General features: G+C 55.0%; 27 protein-coding genes. All 27 read right to left on the minus strand.

Annotation, left to right across the window (positions count from 1 at the left end; all coding sequences use genetic code 11):
* Window positions 1-9: 9 nt before the first annotated feature.
* Window positions 10-1,344, minus strand: coding sequence for a preprotein translocase subunit SecY (secY, locus tag H8S56_RS20210; protein ID WP_004883689.1), 1,335 nt, complete (start codon window positions 1,342-1,344; stop codon window positions 10-12).
* Window positions 1,345-1,779 carry a 50S ribosomal protein L15 gene (gene rplO, locus H8S56_RS20215; RefSeq protein WP_024687030.1) on the minus strand — a complete coding sequence of 145 codons (435 nt, stop codon included), beginning with the start codon at window positions 1,777-1,779 and terminating at the stop codon, window positions 1,345-1,347.
* A gap of 3 nt (window positions 1,780-1,782) precedes the next feature.
* On the minus strand, window positions 1,783-1,959 hold the full coding sequence (gene rpmD, locus H8S56_RS20220) for a 50S ribosomal protein L30 (RefSeq protein WP_003186033.1): 177 nt from the start codon (window positions 1,957-1,959) through the stop codon (window positions 1,783-1,785).
* A gap of 2 nt (window positions 1,960-1,961) precedes the next feature.
* Window positions 1,962-2,462 (minus strand): 30S ribosomal protein S5, encoded by a 501-nt coding sequence (rpsE, locus tag H8S56_RS20225; RefSeq protein ID WP_024687031.1) that lies wholly within the window; start codon window positions 2,460-2,462, stop codon window positions 1,962-1,964.
* Between the two features lie 3 nt (window positions 2,463-2,465).
* On the minus strand, window positions 2,466-2,816 hold the full coding sequence (rplR, locus tag H8S56_RS20230) for a 50S ribosomal protein L18 (protein WP_002555473.1): 351 nt from the start codon (window positions 2,814-2,816) through the stop codon (window positions 2,466-2,468).
* 10 nt (window positions 2,817-2,826) lie between these two features.
* Entirely contained in the window at window positions 2,827-3,360 is a 534-nt protein-coding gene (gene rplF, locus H8S56_RS20235; RefSeq protein ID WP_003369019.1) for a 50S ribosomal protein L6, read from the minus strand.
* Window positions 3,361-3,372: 12 nt separating this feature from the next.
* Complete coding sequence (rpsH, locus tag H8S56_RS20240; protein ID WP_004883681.1) at window positions 3,373-3,765, minus strand: 30S ribosomal protein S8; 393 nt, start codon at window positions 3,763-3,765, stop codon at window positions 3,373-3,375.
* Window positions 3,766-3,978: 213 nt separating this feature from the next.
* Window positions 3,979-4,284, minus strand: a complete 306-nt coding sequence (gene rpsN / locus H8S56_RS20245; RefSeq protein WP_002555476.1) for a 30S ribosomal protein S14 — start codon at window positions 4,282-4,284, stop codon at window positions 3,979-3,981.
* Between the two features lie 13 nt (window positions 4,285-4,297).
* A complete protein-coding gene (gene rplE, locus H8S56_RS20250; protein ID WP_004883677.1) occupies window positions 4,298-4,837 on the minus strand; it encodes a 50S ribosomal protein L5 in 540 nt (179 codons plus the stop codon).
* 20 nt (window positions 4,838-4,857) lie between these two features.
* Window positions 4,858-5,172, minus strand: a complete 315-nt coding sequence (rplX, locus tag H8S56_RS20255) for a 50S ribosomal protein L24 (protein WP_002555478.1) — start codon at window positions 5,170-5,172, stop codon at window positions 4,858-4,860.
* A gap of 11 nt (window positions 5,173-5,183) precedes the next feature.
* Window positions 5,184-5,552, minus strand: coding sequence for a 50S ribosomal protein L14 (rplN, locus tag H8S56_RS20260; protein WP_002555479.1), 369 nt, complete (start codon window positions 5,550-5,552; stop codon window positions 5,184-5,186).
* A gap of 23 nt (window positions 5,553-5,575) precedes the next feature.
* A complete protein-coding gene (gene rpsQ, locus H8S56_RS20265; protein ID WP_002555480.1) occupies window positions 5,576-5,842 on the minus strand; it encodes a 30S ribosomal protein S17 in 267 nt (88 codons plus the stop codon).
* Between the two features lie 2 nt (window positions 5,843-5,844).
* Complete coding sequence (gene rpmC / locus H8S56_RS20270; RefSeq protein ID WP_002555481.1) at window positions 5,845-6,036, minus strand: 50S ribosomal protein L29; 192 nt, start codon at window positions 6,034-6,036, stop codon at window positions 5,845-5,847.
* Window positions 6,036-6,449, minus strand: coding sequence for a 50S ribosomal protein L16 (rplP, locus tag H8S56_RS20275; RefSeq protein WP_002555482.1), 414 nt, complete (start codon window positions 6,447-6,449; stop codon window positions 6,036-6,038). The genes rpmC and rplP overlap by 1 nt, the downstream gene beginning before the upstream one ends.
* Window positions 6,450-6,461: 12 nt before the next feature.
* Window positions 6,462-7,148, minus strand: coding sequence for a 30S ribosomal protein S3 (gene rpsC, locus H8S56_RS20280; protein WP_003176422.1), 687 nt, complete (start codon window positions 7,146-7,148; stop codon window positions 6,462-6,464).
* A 13-nt stretch (window positions 7,149-7,161) separates the two neighbouring features.
* On the minus strand, window positions 7,162-7,494 hold the full coding sequence (rplV, locus tag H8S56_RS20285; protein ID WP_002555485.1) for a 50S ribosomal protein L22: 333 nt from the start codon (window positions 7,492-7,494) through the stop codon (window positions 7,162-7,164).
* A gap of 13 nt (window positions 7,495-7,507) precedes the next feature.
* On the minus strand, window positions 7,508-7,783 hold the full coding sequence (rpsS, locus tag H8S56_RS20290) for a 30S ribosomal protein S19 (RefSeq protein WP_004883670.1): 276 nt from the start codon (window positions 7,781-7,783) through the stop codon (window positions 7,508-7,510).
* Between the two features lie 16 nt (window positions 7,784-7,799).
* Window positions 7,800-8,624 carry a 50S ribosomal protein L2 gene (gene rplB, locus H8S56_RS20295; protein ID WP_007924198.1) on the minus strand — a complete coding sequence of 275 codons (825 nt, stop codon included), beginning with the start codon at window positions 8,622-8,624 and terminating at the stop codon, window positions 7,800-7,802.
* Between the two features lie 14 nt (window positions 8,625-8,638).
* A complete protein-coding gene (gene rplW, locus H8S56_RS20300) occupies window positions 8,639-8,938 on the minus strand; it encodes a 50S ribosomal protein L23 (protein ID WP_002555488.1) in 300 nt (99 codons plus the stop codon).
* The gene (gene rplD / locus H8S56_RS20305; RefSeq protein ID WP_004883668.1) at window positions 8,935-9,537 is read right to left on the minus strand and encodes a 50S ribosomal protein L4; all 603 of its coding nucleotides are present in this window, start codon (window positions 9,535-9,537) and stop codon (window positions 8,935-8,937) included. The genes rplW and rplD overlap by 4 nt, the downstream gene beginning before the upstream one ends.
* 12 nt (window positions 9,538-9,549) lie before the next feature.
* Window positions 9,550-10,185, minus strand: a complete 636-nt coding sequence (gene rplC / locus H8S56_RS20310; protein WP_024687032.1) for a 50S ribosomal protein L3 — start codon at window positions 10,183-10,185, stop codon at window positions 9,550-9,552.
* 81 nt (window positions 10,186-10,266) lie between these two features.
* Window positions 10,267-10,578: a 30S ribosomal protein S10 gene (rpsJ, locus tag H8S56_RS20315; protein ID WP_003186070.1), complete on the minus strand. Its 312-nt coding sequence runs from the start codon at window positions 10,576-10,578 to the stop codon at window positions 10,267-10,269.
* 141 nt (window positions 10,579-10,719) lie between these two features.
* Window positions 10,720-11,913, minus strand: a complete 1,194-nt coding sequence (gene tuf / locus H8S56_RS20320) for an elongation factor Tu (RefSeq protein ID WP_024687033.1) — start codon at window positions 11,911-11,913, stop codon at window positions 10,720-10,722.
* A 31-nt stretch (window positions 11,914-11,944) separates the two neighbouring features.
* Entirely contained in the window at window positions 11,945-14,050 is a 2,106-nt protein-coding gene (gene fusA, locus H8S56_RS20325; RefSeq protein ID WP_024687034.1) for an elongation factor G, read from the minus strand.
* Between the two features lie 30 nt (window positions 14,051-14,080).
* Complete coding sequence (gene rpsG / locus H8S56_RS20330) at window positions 14,081-14,551, minus strand: 30S ribosomal protein S7 (protein WP_002555493.1); 471 nt, start codon at window positions 14,549-14,551, stop codon at window positions 14,081-14,083.
* A gap of 122 nt (window positions 14,552-14,673) precedes the next feature.
* Window positions 14,674-15,045 carry a 30S ribosomal protein S12 gene (gene rpsL, locus H8S56_RS20335; protein WP_002555494.1) on the minus strand — a complete coding sequence of 124 codons (372 nt, stop codon included), beginning with the start codon at window positions 15,043-15,045 and terminating at the stop codon, window positions 14,674-14,676.
* Window positions 15,046-15,239: 194 nt separating this feature from the next.
* A complete protein-coding gene (rpoC, locus tag H8S56_RS20340) occupies window positions 15,240-19,439 on the minus strand; it encodes a DNA-directed RNA polymerase subunit beta' (RefSeq protein WP_024687035.1) in 4,200 nt (1,399 codons plus the stop codon).

Below are 19,439 nucleotides of genomic sequence, written 5' to 3' on the forward strand. Positions count from 1 at the left end.
AGGGGTGCTTCAGCGCAGCATACCGCCGCTGCCACCGTAGCCCTTCAGGTTGGCTTTCTTCATCAGGGATTCATACTGGTGCGAAACGAGGTGAGATTGCACTTGGGACATGAAGTCCATCACAACCACGACCACGATCAGCAACGAGGTCCCGCCAAGGTAGAACGGTACGTTTGCCGCGACCACCAGAAACTGGGGAAGCAGACACACGGCCGTCATATAAAGAGCACCGAACATGGTCAAACGAGTCAGAACGCCATCAATGTAGCGCGCCGACTGCTCGCCTGGACGGATACCCGGAATAAAGGCACCGGACTTCTTCAGGTTTTCCGCTACGTCTTTCGGATTGAACATCAACGCCGTATAGAAGAAGCAGAAGAAAATAATCCCTGCACTAAACAGCAGAATATTCAACGGCTGACCAGGAGCGATCGACTGCGAGATGTCCTGCAACCAGCCCAGACCTTCAGACTGACCAAACCAGGAACCCAGCGAAGCCGGGAACAGCAAAATGCTGCTCGCAAAAATGGCCGGAATCACACCAGCCATGTTCACTTTCAGCGGCAAGTGGCTGGTCTGCGCAGCAAAGACCTTACGGCCCTGCTGACGCTTGGCGTAGTGAACAGCAATACGACGCTGACCACGCTCAATGAACACCACAAAACCGATAATCGCTACTGCCAGCAAACCGATCGCAACCAGAGCGAAGATATTGATATCACCCTGACGTGCAGACTCGAAAGACTGCCCGATTGCTCTCGGAAGACCGGCGACGATACCTGCGAAAATCAACATCGAGATACCGTTACCGACACCGCGCTCGGTGATCTGCTCGCCCAGCCACATCATGAACATCGCACCTGCCACGAAGGTGGTTACGGCCACAAAGTGGAAACCAAGGTCCCCAGAAAACGCTACGCCCTGACTCGCCAGGCCGACGGACATGCCGACAGCTTGAACAAGAGCCAGGACAACGGTGCCATAGCGGGTGTACTGGCTAATCTTGCGACGGCCAGCTTCACCTTCCTTCTTCAACTGCTCCAGCTGCGGGCTCACGGCTGTCATCAGCTGCATGATGATCGATGCCGAAATGTACGGCATGATCCCCAGTGCAAAGATACTCATCCGTTCCAGCGCGCCGCCGGAAAACATGTTGAACAAGCTAAGAATGGTCCCCTCATTCTGTCGAAACAGTTCTGCGAGTCGGTCCGGGTTGATACCTGGAACCGGGATGTGTGCGCCTATTCGGTAGACGATAATCGCCAGGAACAGAAAACGCAGACGAGCCCAGAGTTCAGACATACCGCCTTTGCCGAGCGCTGAGAGAGCACCTTGCTTAGCCATTTATTCCTCGAACTTGCCGCCAGCTGCTTCGATAGCCGCACGCGCACCTTTGGTGGCGGCGATACCCTTGATGGTGACAGCGCGAGTAACTTCGCCCGACAGCATGATTTTCACACGCTGAACGTTCTGGTTAATCACGTTGGCATCCTTCAGGGTCTGCACAGTTACGATATCGCCTGCCACTTTAGCCAGCTCGGACAAACGCACTTCTGCGCGGTCCATGGCTTTCAGGGAAACGAAACCGAATTTTGGCAGACGACGATGCAGCGGCTGTTGGCCGCCCTCAAAGCCCGGAGCAATGGTGCCACCGGAGCGGGAGGTCTGACCTTTGTGGCCACGGCCACCGGTCTTACCCAAACCGCTACCGATACCACGGCCCGGACGATGCTTTTCGCGACGGGAACCCGGCGCTGGACTCAGATCATTGAGTTTCATCGATTAACCCTCGACTCGCAGCATGTAGTAAGCCTTGTTGATCATCCCGCGATTTTCGGGAGTATCCAGGACTTCTACAGTGTGACCGATGCGACGCAGACCCAGACCCTTAACGCACAATTTGTGGTTAGGGATGCGGCCGGTCATGCTTTTGATCAGCGTTACTTTTACGGTAGCCATGATCAGATGATCTCCTCAACACGCTTGCCACGCTTGGCGGCAATGGATTCAGGAGACTGCATGCCCTTCAGACCCTTGAAAGTGGCGTGAACCACGTTGACAGGGTTAGTCGAGCCGTAGCACTTGGCCAATACGTTCTGAACACCAGCAACTTCCAGCACTGCGCGCATAGCGCCGCCAGCGATGATACCGGTACCTTCAGAAGCAGGCTGCATGTACACCTTCGAAGCGCCATGGGCAGACTTCATTGCGTACTGCAGAGTAGTGCCGTTCAGATCCACCTGGATCATGTTGCGGCGAGCAGCTTCCATCGCTTTCTGGATTGCAGCAGGCACTTCACGTGACTTGCCACGGCCGAAGCCAACACGCCCTTTACCATCACCCACTACGGTCAACGCAGTGAAAGTGAAGATACGGCCGCCTTTTACGGTTTTGGCCACGCGGTTAACTTGAACCAGCTTCTCGATGTAGCCTTCGTCGCGTTTTTGGTCGTTATTTGCCATAACTTAGAACTCCAGCCCGCCTTCACGAGCAGCATCAGCCAGCGCTTTGACACGGCCGTGGTACTTGAAGCCAGAACGGTCGAAAGCCACTTGCGATACGCCCGCGGCTTTTGCACGCTCGGCGACCAGCTTGCCAACCTTAGTGGCCGCGTCGATGTTGCCAGTGGCGCCATCACGCAGTTCTTTGTCCAAAGTCGAGGCGCTTGCCAGGACTTTGCTGCCGTCGGCCGAAATGACCTGGGCATAAATGTGCTGCGAAGAGCGGTGCACGCAGAGACGCACGACTTCTAGCTCGTGCATTTTCAGGCGTGCTTTGCGAGCGCGACGCAGTCGGGTAACTTTTTTGACGGTCATTTGCTATGCCCTACTTCTTCTTGGCTTCTTTACGGCGGACGACTTCGTCCGCGTAACGCACACCTTTGCCTTTGTAAGGCTCAGGACGGCGGAAGTCGCGGATCTCAGCGGCCACTTGACCAACCAACTGCTTATCGATACCGCGAATCAGGATATCGGTCTGGCTGGGGGTCTCAGCGGTGATGCCATTCGGCAATTCGTAATCCACCGGGTGCGAGAAGCCAAGTGCCAGGTTCAGGACCGTGCCTTTTGCTTGCGCCTTGTAACCAACACCGACCAGCTGGAGCTTACGCTCGAAGCCTTGGCTTACGCCCTGGACCATGTTGTTAACCAGTGCACGAGTTGTGCCTGCCATTGCGCGGGTTTGTTGATCGCCATTGCGAGCAGCGAAACGCAGCTCACCAGCTTCTTCAACAATCTCAACGGACGAATGGATGTTCAGTTCCAGAGTGCCCTTGGCACCCTTCACCGAAAGCTGCTGGCCGACGAGTTTGACTTCGACGCCGGATGGCAACTTAACGGGGTTCTTAGCTACGCGTGACATGCTTATCCCCCCTTAGAACACAGTGCAAAGCACTTCGCCACCGACACCGGCAGCGCGCGCAGCACGATCCGTCATCACACCTTTGTTGGTGGAGACGATAGACACACCGAGACCGCCACGAACTTTTGGCAGATCGTCGGAGGACTTGTACTGACGCAAGCCTGGACGGCTGACGCGCTTAACTTCTTCAATGACCGGACGGCCTTCGAAGTACTTAAGCTCGATGGACAGCGATGGTTTAACTTCGCTGCTGATCTGATAACCCGCAATGTAACCTTCGTCCTTCAGGACTTTGGCTACAGCAACCTTCAACGTGGAAGATGGCATGCTTACGACGGGCTTTTCAGCCATCTGGGCATTACGGATACGAGTTAGCATGTCCGCTAACGGGTCCTGCATACTCATGGGCTAGACGCTCCTAAAACAAAATAATTAGCCTTACGGCTACAGCTTATCGCCGAGATTTTCCGGGCAAGTAAAAACACGGGCTCAGGCGAGCCGGCAATTCTAGTCCTACCCCAGAAATGAATCAAGCCCCAAAAGGGGCTTGATTCACTTTCAGGCTTCATTCCAACCGACAACCTGCGCCGTCGATCGGAAAGAAGCGAGCGTTGCGCCTTACCAGCTGGCTTTAACCAGACCTGGTACGTCGCCACGCATGGCAGCTTCACGCAGCTTGTTACGGCCGAGGCCGAACTTGCGGTAAACGCCGTGTGGACGACCAGTGATGCGGCAACGGTTACGCATGCGCGCAGCGCTTGCGTCACGTGGTTGCTTCTGCAGAGCTACGGTAGCTTCCCAGCGCGCTTCTGGACTTGCGTTCAGATCAACGATGATAGCTTTCAGCTCAGCACGCTTCTTGGCGTACTTGGCAACGGTGAGCTGACGCTTCAGCTCACGGTTTTTCATGCTCTTCTTGGCCATTTTCCTACTCCAATCAGTTGCGGAACGGGAATTTGAAAGCACGCAGCAATGCGCGACCTTCATCATCGTTCTTGGCAGTGGTGGTCAGGGTGATGTCCAGACCGCGGAGAGCATCGATCTTGTCGTAATCGATTTCCGGGAAAATGATCTGCTCTTTCACGCCCATGCTGTAGTTACCACGACCATCGAAGGACTTGGCATTCAGGCCGCGGAAGTCGCGAACCCGAGGCAGGGAGATCGACAGCAGACGATCCAGGAATTCGTACATACGATCGCGGCGCAGAGTCACTTTGACGCCGATCGGCCATCCTTCACGGACTTTAAAGCCAGCGATGGATTTCCGAGCGTAAGTCACAACGACTTTTTGACCGGTGATCTTTTCCAGGTCAGCAACAGCGTGCTCGATGACTTTTTTGTCGCCGATCGCTTCGCCCAGACCCATGTTCAGGGTGATTTTGGTAACGCGCGGAACTTCCATCACGTTCGCGAGCTTAAGTTCTTCCTTAAGCTTCGGAGCGATTTCCTTCCGGTAAATCTCTTTTAGTCGTGCCATGGTCTTCTACCTAGCAGTGTTCAAGCATCAACCGCTTTTTGGGTCGACTTGAAGACACGAATTTTCTTGCCGTCTTCAACTTTGAAACCAACGCGGTCAGCCTTGTTGGTTGCGCCGTTGAAAATGGCGACGTTGGAAGCGTGCAGTGGCGCTTCTTTCTCGACGATACCGCCCTGTACGCCCGACATCGGGTTAGGCTTGGTATGACGCTTCACCAGGTTGATCCCACCAACGACCAGACGGTCGTCAGCGAGAACCTTGAGCACCTTACCGCGCTTACCTTTGTCTTTGCCGGCGATCACGATGATCTCGTCGTCACGACGAATCTTTTGCATGTCGGATCTCCTTACAGAACTTCTGGGGCGAGCGAGACGATCTTCATGAACTTCTCAGTACGAAGTTCACGGGTCACTGGCCCAAAGATACGGGTACCGATCGGCTCCTGCTTGTTGTTCAACAGAACAGCAGCATTGCCATCGAAGCGGATGATGGAGCCGTCTGCACGACGAACGCCATGGCGAGTGCGGACTACAACAGCAGTCATCACTTGGCCTTTTTTCACCTTGCCGCGCGGAATTGCTTCCTTCACGGTTACTTTGATGATGTCACCGATACCAGCGTAACGACGATGGGAGCCACCCAGCACCTTGATGCACATAACGCGGCGAGCGCCGCTGTTATCGGCCACATCGAGCATGGATTGAGTCTGAATCATATAATTTCTCCGACCCTTAGCCCTTAGACTTCCACAGCGCGTTCGAGGATATCAACCAATGCCCAAGACTTGGTCTTGGCTACCGGACGAGTTTCACGAATCGTGACCTTGTCGCCGATATGGCACTGGTTGGTTTCGTCGTGCGCGTGCAGCTTAGTCGAACGCTTAACGTATTTACCGTAGATTGGGTGCTTTACGCGACGCTCAATCAGAACGGTGATGGTCTTGTCCATCTTGTCGCTGACGACACGGCCAGTCAGCGTACGGACGGTTTTTTCGGCTTCAGCCATGATTACTTACCTGCCTGCTGGTTGAGCACAGTCTTCACGCGAGCGATGTCACGCTTAACTTGCGAGAGCAGGTGAGACTGCCCCAACTGGCCAGTTGCTTTCTGCATACGCAGATTGAACTGGTCGCGCAGCAGGCCGAGCAGTTGCTCGTTCAGCTGCTGTGCTGATTTTTCACGAAGTTCATTCGCTTTCATCACATCACCGTCCGCTTAACAAAGGAGGTGGCGAGTGGCAGCTTTGCAGCAGCCAGGGCGAAAGCCTCACGCGCCAGCTCTTCAGTAACACCCTCGATTTCATACAGGACTTTGCCTGGCTGAATCTGGGCAACCCAGTACTCGACGTTACCCTTACCTTTACCCATCCGAACTTCGAGTGGCTTTTTGGTGACAGGCTTGTCCGGGAATACACGGATCCAGATCTTGCCGCCACGTTTTACGTGACGGGTCAGAGCACGACGCGCTGACTCGATCTGACGAGCGGTGAGACGACCACGAGCAACAGACTTCAGCGCGAACTCGCCGAAGCTGACTTTGCTACCGCGCAGTGCCAGACCACGGTTGTGGCCGGTCATCTGCTTGCGGAACTTCGTACGCTTTGGTTGCAACATTTGGCGTACCCCTTACTTAGCAGCTTTTTTACGAGGCGCTGGTGCTTGTGGTTTCAGTTCTTCTTGGCGACCACCAATTACTTCGCCTTTGAAGATCCAAACCTTTACACCGATCACACCATAAGTGGTGTGAGCTTCGTAGTTGGCATAGTCGATGTCGGCACGCAGGGTGTGCAATGGCACACGACCTTCGCGATACCATTCAGTACGTGCGATTTCAGCACCGCCGAGACGACCGCTCACTTGGATTTTGATGCCTTTGGCACCAATGCGCATTGCGTTCTGTACAGCGCGCTTCATAGCGCGACGGAACATTACACGACGCTCCAGCTGCTGAGCTACGCTCTGCGCAACCAGCATACCGTCAAGCTCCGGCTTGCGGATCTCTTCGATATTGATGTGCACAGGCACACCCATTTGCTTGGTCAGGTCCTGACGCAGTTTCTCAACATCTTCACCTTTCTTGCCGATCACGATGCCGGGACGAGCGGTGTGGATGGTGATACGTGCAGTCTGAGCCGGACGATGGATATCGATACGGCTTACGGACGCGCTTTTTAGTTTGTCTTGGAGATACTCACGCACCTTCAGATCAGCGAACAAATAGTCCGCATAAGTCCGACCATCTGCGTACCAGACGGAGGTGTGCTCCTTGACGATTCCCAGGCGAATGCCAATGGGATGTACTTTCTGACCCATCTCTTCGACTCCGTTACTTGTCAGCAACCTTGACAGTGATATGGCAAGACCGCTTGACGATGCGATCAGCACGGCCTTTGGCACGTGGCATGATGCGCTTCAGCGAACGCCCTTCGTTGACGAAAACGGTGGAGACCTTGAGGTCATCAACGTCTGCGCCTTCGTTATGCTCGGCGTTGGCTACAGCCGACTCCAGCACTTTCTTCAGGATCTCGGCGGCTTTCTTACTGCTGAAAGCCAACAGGTTGAGCGCTTCGCCCACCTTCTTCCCGCGGATCTGGTCGGCGACCAAGCGGGCTTTCTGGGCGGAGATTCGAGCGCCCGACAACTTAGCGGCTACTTCCATCGTTCCTTACCCCTTAACGCTTGGCTTTCTTGTCTGCCACGTGCCCACGATATGTGCGGGTACCGGCAAACTCGCCTAGTTTATGGCCGACCATGTCTTCGCTCACGAGAACTGGAACATGTTGACGACCGTTATGCACTGCAATGGTCAAACCGACCATTTGTGGCAGGATCATCGAACGACGCGACCAGGTCTTAACTGGTTTGCGATCGTTCTTTTCCGCCGCCACTTCGATCTTCTTCAGTAGGTGAAGATCAATAAAAGGACCTTTTTTCAGAGAACGTGGCACTGTCGTATCCCTCTATTTACTTGCGACGACGGACGATCATTTTGTCGGTACGCTTATTACCACGAGTCTTCGCGCCCTTAGTCGGGAAGCCCCACGGCGATACCGGATGACGACCACCAGAGGTACGACCTTCACCACCACCATGTGGGTGGTCAACCGGGTTCATGGCAACACCACGAACGGTTGGGCGAACGCCACGCCAGCGTTTGGCACCTGCTTTACCCAGCGAACGCAGGCTGTGCTCGGAGTTCGAGACTTCGCCCAGCGTTGCACGGCATTCAGCCAGTACTTTACGCATTTCACCGGAGCGAAGACGCAGGGTTACGTACACACCTTCACGTGCGATCAGCTGTGCCGAAGCACCAGCGGAACGTGCGATCTGTGCGCCTTTACCTGGCTTCAATTCGATGCCGTGTACGGTGCTACCAACTGGAATGTTGCGCAGTTGAAGAGCGTTGCCCGGCTTGATTGGCGCCAAGGCACCTGCAATCAGCTGGTCGCCAGCACTCACGCCTTTAGGGGCGATGATGTAGCGGCGCTCGCCGTCTGCGTAAAGCAGCAGAGCAATGTGAGCAGTACGGTTTGGATCGTATTCGATACGCTCGACAGTGGCAGCGATGCCATCTTTGTCGTTGCGACGGAAATCGACCAGACGATAATGCTGCTTATGACCACCACCCACGTGACGTGTAGTGATACGGCCATTGTTGTTACGACCACCAGACTTCGATTTTTTCTCGAGCAGCGGTGCGTGAGGAGCGCCTTTATGCAGCTCCTGGTTGACCACCTTGACCACAAAACGGCGGCCAGGGGAAGTCGGTTTGCATTTAACGATTGCCATGATGCACCCCTTCCTTACTCAGCACTGCTGCTGAAATCGAGATCTTGGCCTGGCTGAAGGGAGATAACTGCCTTCTTCCAGTCATTACGCTTGCCCAGACCGCGAGCAGTGCGCTTGCTCTTACCCAGAACATTCAGGGTAGTAACACGCTCTACTTTCACGCTGAACAGGCTTTCGACGGCCTTCTTGATTTCCAGCTTGGTTGCGTCAGTTGCAACCTTGAAAACGAACTGGCCTTTCTTGTCAGCCAGAACCGTGGCCTTTTCGGAAACGTGCGGGCCAAGTAGAACTTTAAATACGCGTTCCTGGTTCATCCCAGCAGCTCCTCGAATTTCTTCACGGCCGACACGGTGATCAACACCTTGTCGTATGCGATCAGACTAACTGGATCGGAACCCTGTACGTCACGAACATCAACGTGCGGCAGGTTACGAGCAGCCAGGTACAGATTCTGGTCAACAGCATCAGACACGATCAGGACGTCAGTCAGGCCCATGCCATTCAGCTTGCTCAGCAAGTCTTTGGTTTTCGGTGCTTCAACAGCGAAGTCCTGAACCACGACCAGACGATCAGTACGAACCAGTTCAGCAAGGATGGAGCGCAGTGCTGCGCGGTACATCTTCTTGTTGAGCTTCTGAGAGTGGTCCTGAGGACGAGCTGCGAAAGTGGTACCGCCGCCACGCCAGATTGGGCTACGGATAGTACCGGCACGAGCACGGCCAGTACCCTTTTGACGCCATGGGCGCTTACCGCCACCAGAAACGTCAGAACGGGTCTTCTGCTGCTTGCTACCCTGACGACCGCCAGCCATGTAGGCCACGACTGCCTGGTGAACCAGCGTCTCGTTGAATTCGCCGCCAAATGTCAGTTCGGAAACTTCGATTGCTTGAGCGTCATTTACATTTAATTGCATGTCAGCTTCCCCTTAACCGCGAGCCTTGGCTGCCGGACGTACAACCAGGTTGCCGCCAGTAGCGCCAGGAACAGCACCCTTGACCAACAACAGATTGCGTTCAGCGTCCACGCGCACTACTTCCAGGGACTGCACGGTCACGCGCTCAGCGCCCATATGACCGGACATTTTTTTGCCCTTGAATACACGACCAGGAGTCTGGCACTGGCCGATAGAGCCCGGGACGCGGTGGGAGACGGAGTTACCGTGGGTGTTATCCTGACCACGGAAATTCCAGCGCTTGATCGTACCCTGGAAGCCTTTACCCTTGGACTGACCGGTTACATCAACCAGTTGACCAGCAGCGAAGATTTCAGCGTTGATCAGATCGCCAGCCTGGTAGTCGCCTTCTTCAAGACGGAATTCCATGATGGTACGACCGGCAGCAACGTTCGCCTTGGCGAAGTGACCTGCCTGCGCAGCTGTAACACGCGAAGCACGACGCTCGCCGACAGTGACTTGCACTGCACGATAGCCATCGGTTTCTTCGGTTTTGAACTGAGTGACGCGATTCGGCTCGATCTCAATGACCGTGACCGGAATGGAGACACCTTCTTCGGTGAAAATACGGGTCATACCGCATTTACGACCGACTACACCAATAGTCATGTTGTAAACCTCATGAGTGTACGGGGCTTTCACCCGCTATGGCCGCCCATTTCAGAGCGTTACACGACTAAGACCCAAGTCTTAGCCGAGGCTGATCTGAACTTCCACACCGGCCGCAAGATCAAGCTTCATAAGAGCATCAACGGTTTTATCCGTTGGCTGGACGATGTCCAGAACGCGCTTATGAGTACGGATCTCATACTGGTCGCGCGCGTCTTTGTTGACGTGCGGAGAAACCAGAACGGTGAACCGCTCTTTACGAGTCGGCAGTGGAATCGGACCACGCACCTGTGCACCAGTACGTTTCGCGGTTTCCACGATTTCCTGGGTTGATTGGTCGATCAGGCGATGGTCAAAAGCCTTCAACCTGATACGGATTTGCTGGTTTTGCATTGGATTCAGACTCCAGATTGCTGTTCCCACCGAGCGCAATACGCCCGTTAAAAGGAGGCGCAATTCTATAGACGAGCTGGCGGGGTGTCAACCCAATAAAAAAGCCCCCGCAAGGCGGGGGCTTTTTCAAGGCATCAACGCTTAAGCGACGATTTTTGCTACTACACCAGCGCCGACGGTACGACCGCCTTCACGGATAGCGAAACGCAGACCGTCTTCCATTGCGATTGGCTTGATCAGGGTAACGTTAACTTTAACGTTATCACCTGGCATTACCATCTCAACGCCTTCCGGCAGTTCGCAGCTACCGGTTACGTCGGTAGTACGGAAGTAGAACTGTGGACGGTAGCCTTTGAAGAACGGAGTATGACGGCCGCCTTCTTCCTTGCTCAGAACGTAGATTTCAGCTTCGAACTGAGTGTGCGGCTTAACGGTACCTGGCTTGACCAGAACCTGGCCACGCTCAACGTCGTCACGCTTGGTGCCACGCAGCAGAACGCCGCAGTTCTCACCAGCACGGCCTTCGTCCAGCAGCTTGCGGAACATCTCAACGCCAGTGCAAGTAGTCTTGGTAGTGTCACGCAGACCTACGATTTCTACTTCTTCCTGGATCTTGATGATGCCACGCTCAACACGACCGGTAACAACAGTACCACGACCGGAGATCGAGAATACGTCTTCGATTGGCATCAGGAACGGCTTGTCGATAGCACGAACTGGTTCTGGGATGTAGCTGTCCAGAGTCTCAACCAGCTTCTTGACAGCCGTGGTGCCCATCTCGTTGTCGTCTTGGCCGTTCAGAGCCATCAGAGCCGAACCGATGATGATCGGAGTGTCGTCACCTGGGAAATCGTAAGTGCTGAGCAGGTCACGCACTTCCATTTCAACCAGTTCCAGCAGCTCAGCGTCGTCAACCATGTCAGCCTTGTTCAGGAAGACAACGATGTACGGAACGCCAACCTGACGGGACAGCAGGATGTGCTCACGAGTCTGAGGCATCGGGCCGTCAGCAGCGGAACAAACCAGAATCGCGCCGTCCATCTGGGCAGCACCGGTGATCATGTTTTTTACGTAGTCGGCGTGACCTGGGCAGTCAACGTGCGCGTAGTGGCGAACGGCCGAATCGTATTCAACGTGAGCGGTGTTGATGGTGATACCACGAGCTTTCTCTTCCGGGGCGCTGTCGATCTTGTCGAAGTCTACCTTTGCGGAACCGAAAACTTCGGAGCAAACACGAGTCAGAGCAGCGGTCAGCGTGGTTTTACCATGGTCGACGTGACCGATGGTGCCAACGTTGACGTGCGGTTTGTTACGTTCAAATTTTTCTTTAGCCACGACAAATAACTCCTAGCCTAAAGGCGCTGAATCAGCCTTGTTTTTTGGTTACAGTTTCGACGATGTGCGACGGCGCTGTATTGTATTTTTTGAATTCCATAGAGTAGCTTGCGCGACCCTGAGACATGGAGCGAACGTCGGTCGCATAACCGAACATCTCACCCAACGGAACCTCGGCGCGAATAACCTTGCCGGAAACCGTATCTTCCATACCCAGAATCATGCCGCGACGACGGTTAAGGTCGCCCATCACGTCACCCATATAGTCTTCAGGCGTAACAACCTCTACCGCCATGATCGGCTCAAGCAACTCACCACCGCCCTTCTGGGCCAGTTGCTTGGTCGCCATGGAAGCAGCCACCTTAAACGCCATCTCGTTCGAGTCGACGTCGTGGTAAGAACCATCAAACACGGTAGCCTTCAGGCCGATCAGCGGATAGCCGGCGACAACACCGTTCTTCATCTGCTCTTCGATACCCTTCTGGATAGCCGGGATGTATTCCTTAGGAACAACACCACCCACCACTTCGTTCACGAATTGCAGACCTTCCTGACCTTCGTCAGCAGGTGCAAAACGGATCCAGCAGTGACCGAACTGGCCACGACCGCCGGATTGACGAACGAACTTGCCTTCGATTTCGCAGTTCTTCGTGATGCGCTCACGATAGGAAACCTGAGGCTTGCCGATGTTGGCTTCGACGTTGAACTCACGGCGCATCCGGTCAACCAGGATGTCCAGGTGCAGTTCGCCCATGCCAGAGATGATCGTCTGACCAGTCTCTTCATCAGTTTTTACGCGGAAAGACGGGTCTTCCTGAGCAAGCTTGCCCAGTGCGATACCCATTTTTTCCTGGTCATCCTTGGTTTTAGGCTCAACGGCAACCGAAATAACCGGCTCCGGGAAGTCCATGCGAACCAGGATGATTGGCTTGTCAGCGTTGCACAAGGTTTCACCAGTGGTGACGTCCTTCATGCCGATCAAGGCCGCGATGTCACCAGCGCGTACTTCCTTGATTTCTTCGCGGGCGTTTGCGTGCATTTGCACCATACGACCCACGCGCTCTTTCTTGCCTTTCACCGAGTTGATCACGCCGTCGCCGGATGCCAACACGCCCGAGTAAACACGGACGAAAGTCAAGGTACCCACAAATGGGTCGGTAGCGATCTTGAACGCCAGAGCCGAGAAAGGCTCGTCGTCGTCTGCATGACGCTCCATCTGAACTTCCTCGTTATCAGGGTCGGAACCCTTGATAGCAGGAATGTCGGTTGGAGCAGGCAGGTAGTCGATTACGGCGTCGAGAACCAGGGGAACGCCCTTGTTCTTGAACGAAGAACCACAAACAGCCAGAACGATCTCACCAGCGATAGTACGCTGACGCAGAGCGGCCTTGATTTCCGCGTTGGTGAGTTCTTCACCTTCGAGGTACTTGTTCATCAGCTCTTCGCTGGCTTCGGCCGCAGCCTCAACCATGTTGCTGCGCCACTCGTCAGCCAGTTCCTGCAGCTCTGCAGGGATAGGCTTGCGAACAGGAACCATACCCTTGTCAGCATCGTTCCAGTAAACAGCTTCCATGGACATCAGATCGATCTGACCCTGGAAGTTATCTTCGGAACCGATAGCCAGCTGGATAGGCACCGGTGTGTGACCCAGGCGCTGCTTGATCTGAGCGATCACGCGCAGGAAGTTCGCACCTGCACGGTCCATCTTGTTCACGTAAACGATACGTGGAACACCGTACTTGTTGGCTTGACGCCATACGGTTTCGGACTGCGGCTCTACGCCGGAAGTACCACAGAACACAACGACCGCGCCGTCGAGTACACGCAGGGAACGCTCAACTTCAATGGTGAAGTCCACGTGACCCGGGGTATCGATGACGTTGAAGCGGTACTGATCTTTGTGCTGCTTTTCAGAACCCTGCCAGAAGGCAGTGATGGCAGCAGAAGTGATGGTAATACCACGCTCCTGCTCCTGAACCATCCAGTCTGTGGTCGCGGCGCCGTCATGCACCTCGCCCATCTTATGACTTTTGCCGGTGTAAAAAAGGACGCGCTCGGTGGTGGTGGTTTTACCAGCATCCACGTGAGCGACGATACCAATGTTACGGTAACGGCCAATCGGTGTAGTACGAGCCATAAAGCCCTCGCAAAATTAGTGACGCTGAAATTAGAAGCGGTAGTGCGAGAAAGCCTTGTTGGCCTCAGCCATACGGTGCACGTCTTCACGCTTCTTGACCGCAGCACCTTTACCTTCGGCGGCGTCCAACAGTTCGCCAGCCAAACGCAGAGCCATAGACTTCTCACCGCGCTTACGCGCGAAGTCTACCAGCCAACGCATTGCCAGAGCATTACGACGGGACGGACGAACTTCGACCGGAACCTGGTAAGTAGCACCGCCTACACGGCGCGACTTTACTTCGACCAGCGGAGCGATGGCGTCGAGAGCTTTCTCGAAGATTTCCAGGGGATCGCTGTTCTTACGCTCTTTAACCTTCTCCAGCGCGCCATAAACGATACGCTCGGCAACGGCTTTCTTGCCGCTTTCCATCACGTGGTTCATGAACTTCGCCAGAATCTGGCTTCCGTATTTTGGATCGTCAAGCACTTCGCGCTTGGCTGCTACGCGTCTTCTTGGCATGGATAAGCCCTCAAACGGTCTTCAGGTTAGCTCGGGACCACCACCCAAAAAAGGATGCGCCCGACCTTACTCTTATCGACTCAGAAAAATAGAAATCTGCAATTTTTAACAGAAGCCAAATACTACTTAGGCTTCTTGGTACCGTATTTCGAGCGACCCTGGTTACGGCCTTTAACGCCGGAGGTATCCAGAGAACCACGAACGGTGTGATAACGAACACCTGGCAAGTCTTTTACACGACCGCCACGGATCAGTACCACGCTGTGCTCTTGCAGGTTGTGACCTTCACCACCGATGTACGAGGAAACCTCGAAACCGTTGGTCAGGCGCACACGGCAGACTTTACGCAATGCCGAGTTAGGTTTTTTCGGCGTGGTGGTATACACACGAGTGCACACACCGCGACGTTGCGGGCAGTTCTGCAGCGCAGGCACGTCGGATTTCTCGACGATACGCTTACGCGGCTGACGTACCAGCTGGTTGATAGTTGCCATCTACTAGCTCCACTGTTGTCTTGCGACGCTATTGTCTTACAAGAAAAGCAAATGACAGGGCACAAGCCCCGCCAAATTTAGGGGTACAAGAGTCTAAAGAGGATCCTGCCCCCAGTCAAGACAAAGCCCCGACGTCCGCACCAGGCGGACAGCACGAATGCTGTACGACTGATGCGAGTGCCGAGGCTTTAGTCTCAGTTACCGCTGGAGTTCAACGCTTCAGTCAGAGCGGCTTCTACCTCGCTCGCGCTGACACGCATCGGTTTGTCCATTTCACGGCGACGCTTGCGCTCGCTGTGATAAGCCAGACCGGTACCGGCCGGGATCAGACGACCCACGACCACGTTTTCCTTCAGGCCGCGCAGGTAGTCGCGCTTGCCAGTCACAGCTGCTTCGGTCAGTACGCGGGTTGTCTCCTGGAAGGAGGCCGCGGAGATGAACGACTCAGTGGACAGCGATGCCTTGGTGATACCCAGCAGAACGCGTGTGAACTTGGAAACAAACTTGTCTTCCGCGCCCAGACGCTCGTTCTCTACCAGTACGTGAGTCAACTCCATCTGGTCGCCCTTGATGAAGCTGGAATCGCCAGACTCGGCAATCTCAACTTTACGCAGCATCTGACGCAAAATGGTCTCGATGTGCTTGTCGTTGATCTTCACGCCCTGCAGACGGTAAACGTCCTGAATTTCGTTGACGATGTACTTGGCCAGCGCACTTACACCCAGCAGACGCAGGATGTCGTGTGGGTCGCTAGGACCATCAGAGATAACTTCGCCGCGGTTCACTTGTTCGCCTTCGAAGACGTTCAGGTGACGCCACTTCGGAATCAGCTCCTCGTACGGATCGCTACCGTCGTTCGGGGTAATGACCAGACGGCGCTTGCCTTTGGTCTCTTTACCGAACGCGATGGTACCGCTGACTTCTGCAAGGATCGAAGCCTCTTTCGGGCGACGAGCTTCGAACAGGTCGGCAACACGCGGCAGACCACCGGTGATGTCACGGGTTTTCGAAGTTTCTTGCGGAATACGAGCGATAACATCACCGATCGCGATCTGCGCACCGTCCGCAACACCGACAAGGGCGTTTGCAGGCAGGAAGTACTGAGCAGGTACGTCAGTACCCGGCAGCAGCAGATCCTTGCCATCCAGACCTACCATCTTCACAGCAGGACGGATGTCCTTACCGGCAGCCGGGCGGTCTTTGGCATCAAGCACTTCAATGTTGGTCATACCGGTCAATTCGTCGGTCTGACGCTTGATCGTGATGCCTTCTTCCATGCCGACGTAGGTAACAGTACCTTTCATCTCGGTGACGATTGGGTGAGTGTGCGGATCCCACTTGGCCACGATAGAGCCAGCGTCGACCTTGTCGCCTTCCTTCACCGAAATCACTGCACCGTACGGCAGCTTGTAACGCTCACGCTCACGACCGAAGTCATCAGCGATCGCCAGTTCACCGGAGCGGGATACCGCAACCAGATGGCCGTCAACACGCTCAACGTGCTTCAGGTTGTGAAGACGGACGGTACCGCCATTCTTCACCTGAACGCTGTCGGCTGCCGAGGTCCGGCTTGCCGCACCACCAATGTGGAACGTACGCATTGTCAGCTGGGTACCCGGCTCACCGATCGACTGTGCAGCGATAACGCCGACAGCTTCACCGATGTTGACCTGGTGACCACGAGCCAGGTCGCGGCCGTAGCACTTGGCGCAGATGCCATAGCGCGTTTCGCAGCTGATTGGCGAGCGAACGATCACTTCGTCGATGCTGTTCAGCTCGATGAATTCAACCCACTTCTCGTCTACCAGCGTACCGGCAGGCACGATGACTTCTTCTGTACCTGGCTTGAACACGTCACGGGCGATAACTCGACCCAGTACGCGCTCACCCAGAGGCTCGACGACATCACCGCCTTCAATGTGCGGAGTCATCAGCAAGCCGTGTTCGGTGCCGCAATCAACTTCGGTAACCACCAGATCCTGCGCGACGTCTACCAGACGGCGAGTCAGATAACCGGAGTTAGCGGTTTTCAACGCGGTATCCGCAAGACCCTTACGAGCACCGTGAGTGGAGATGAAGTACTGAAGTACGCTCAAACCTTCACGGAAGTTCGCAGTGATCGGCGTTTCGATGATGGAGCCGTCCGGCTTGGCCATCAGACCACGCATACCGGCCAGCTGACGGATCTGGGCAGCAGAACCACGCGCACCGGAGTCAGCCATCATGTACATCGAGTTGAAGGATTCCTGGTCGACTTCGACACCATGGCGGTCGATAACCTTCTCTTTCGAGAGGTTGGACATCATCGCCTTGGATACTTCGTCGTTCGCCTTGGACCAGAGGTCGATCACCTTGTTGTACTTCTCGCCCTGAGTAACCAGGCCCGAGGCGTACTGACTTTCGATCTCTTTAACTTCTTCGGTGGCCGCGTCGATGATGCGAGCTTTCTCATCCGGGATAACGAAGTCGTTAACGCCAATGGAAACACCCGAGATCGTCGAGTAGGCAAAACCGGTGTACATCAACTGGTCAGCGAAAATAACGGTCTCTTTCAAACCAACCACGCGGTAGCACTGGTTGATCAGCTTGGAGATCGCCTTCTTCTTCATCGGCTGGTTGACGACGTCGTAGGACAGGCCGGCCGGAACCACCTGGAACAACAGCGCACGGCCGACAGTGGTGTCGACGATACGGGTGTTCTTGACGCTGCCACCATCACGATCGTTGACCGTTTCGTGGATGCGAACCTTGACCTTGGCGTGCAGAGCAGCTTCGCCGGCGCGGAATACGCGGTCGACTTCCTGCAGGTCTGCAAACACACGGCCTTCGCCCTTGGCGTTGATCGCTTCACGGGTCATGTAGTACAGACCCAGTACAACGTCCTGCGACGGAACGATGATTGGCTCACCGTTGGCTGGCGACAGGATGTTGTTGGTCGACATCATGAGCGCGCGCGCTTCGAGCTGAGCTTCCAGCGTCAAAGGGACGTGAACGGCCATCTGGTCGCCGTCGAAGTCGGCGTTGTACGCAGCACAGACCAGAGGGTGCAGCTGGATAGCCTTACCTTCGATCAGTACCGGTTCAAATGCCTGAATACCCAGACGGTGAAGTGTTGGCGCACGGTTCAGAAGCACTGGGTGTTCGCGAATCACTTCGGCAAGAACGTCCCACACTTCCGGCAGCTCGCGCTCGACCATTTTCTTGGCAGCTTTGATGGTCGTGGCCAGGCCACGCATTTCCAGCTTGCCGAAAATGAACGGTTTGAACAGCTCGAGAGCCATTTTCTTTGGCAGACCGCACTGATGCAGACGCAGGGTCGGACCAACGGTAATTACCGAACGACCGGAGTAGTCAACGCGCTTACCGAGCAGGTTCTGACGGAAACGACCTTGCTTACCCTTGATCATGTCAGCCAGGGATTTCAGAGGACGCTTGTTGGAACCGGTGATTGCGCGACCGCGACGACCGTTATCCAGCAATGCATCGACCGCTTCCTGCAACATGCGCTTTTCGTTACGCACGATGATGTCAGGTGCAGAAAGATCCAGCAGACGTTTCAAACGGTTGTTACGGTTGATCACTCGACGATACAGATCGTTGAGGTCGGACGTCGCGAAACGGCCACCGTCCAGCGGAACCAGAGGACGCAGATCTGGCGGCAGAACCGGCAGAACGGTCAGCACCATCCACTCAGGAAGGTTGCCGGAACCCTGGAAGGCTTCCATCAGCTTCAGACGCTTGGACAGCTTCTTGATCTTGGTTTCGGAATTGGTTTGCGGAATCTCTTCACGCAGACGGCCAATTTCGTGCTCCAGATCGATAGCGTGCAGGAGTTCACGGACGGCTTCGGCACCCATACGGGCGTCGAAATCGTCACCGAACTCTTCCAGCGCTTCGAAATACTGCTCATCGTTCAGCAGCTGACCCTTTTCGAGGGTGGTCATGCCTGGATCGATAACGACATAGCTCTCGAAGTAGAGAACGCGTTCGATATCACGCAGAGTCATGTCCATCAGCAAGCCGATACGGGACGGCAGGGACTTCAGGAACCAGATGTGTGCCACTGGCGATGCCAGCTCGATGTGAGCCATGCGCTCACGACGAACTTTGGCCAGAGCCACTTCAACACCGCATTTTTCGCAGATGACACCGCGGTGCTTGAGGCGCTTGTACTTACCGCACAAGCACTCGTAATCCTTGACCGGGCCAAAGATCTTGGCGCAGAACAGACCATCACGCTCAGGCTTGAACGTGCGGTAGTTGATGGTTTCCGGTTTCTTAACTTCACCGAACGACCACGAGCGGATCATTTCAGGCGACGCGAGGCCGATGCGGATAGCATCGAACTCTTCGACTTGACCCTGGTTTTTCAGCAAATTCAGTAGGTCTTTCAA

It is taken from the genome of Pseudomonas triticifolii (assembly GCF_014358015.1).
Classification (GTDB): domain Bacteria; phylum Pseudomonadota; class Gammaproteobacteria; order Pseudomonadales; family Pseudomonadaceae; genus Aquipseudomonas; species Aquipseudomonas triticifolii.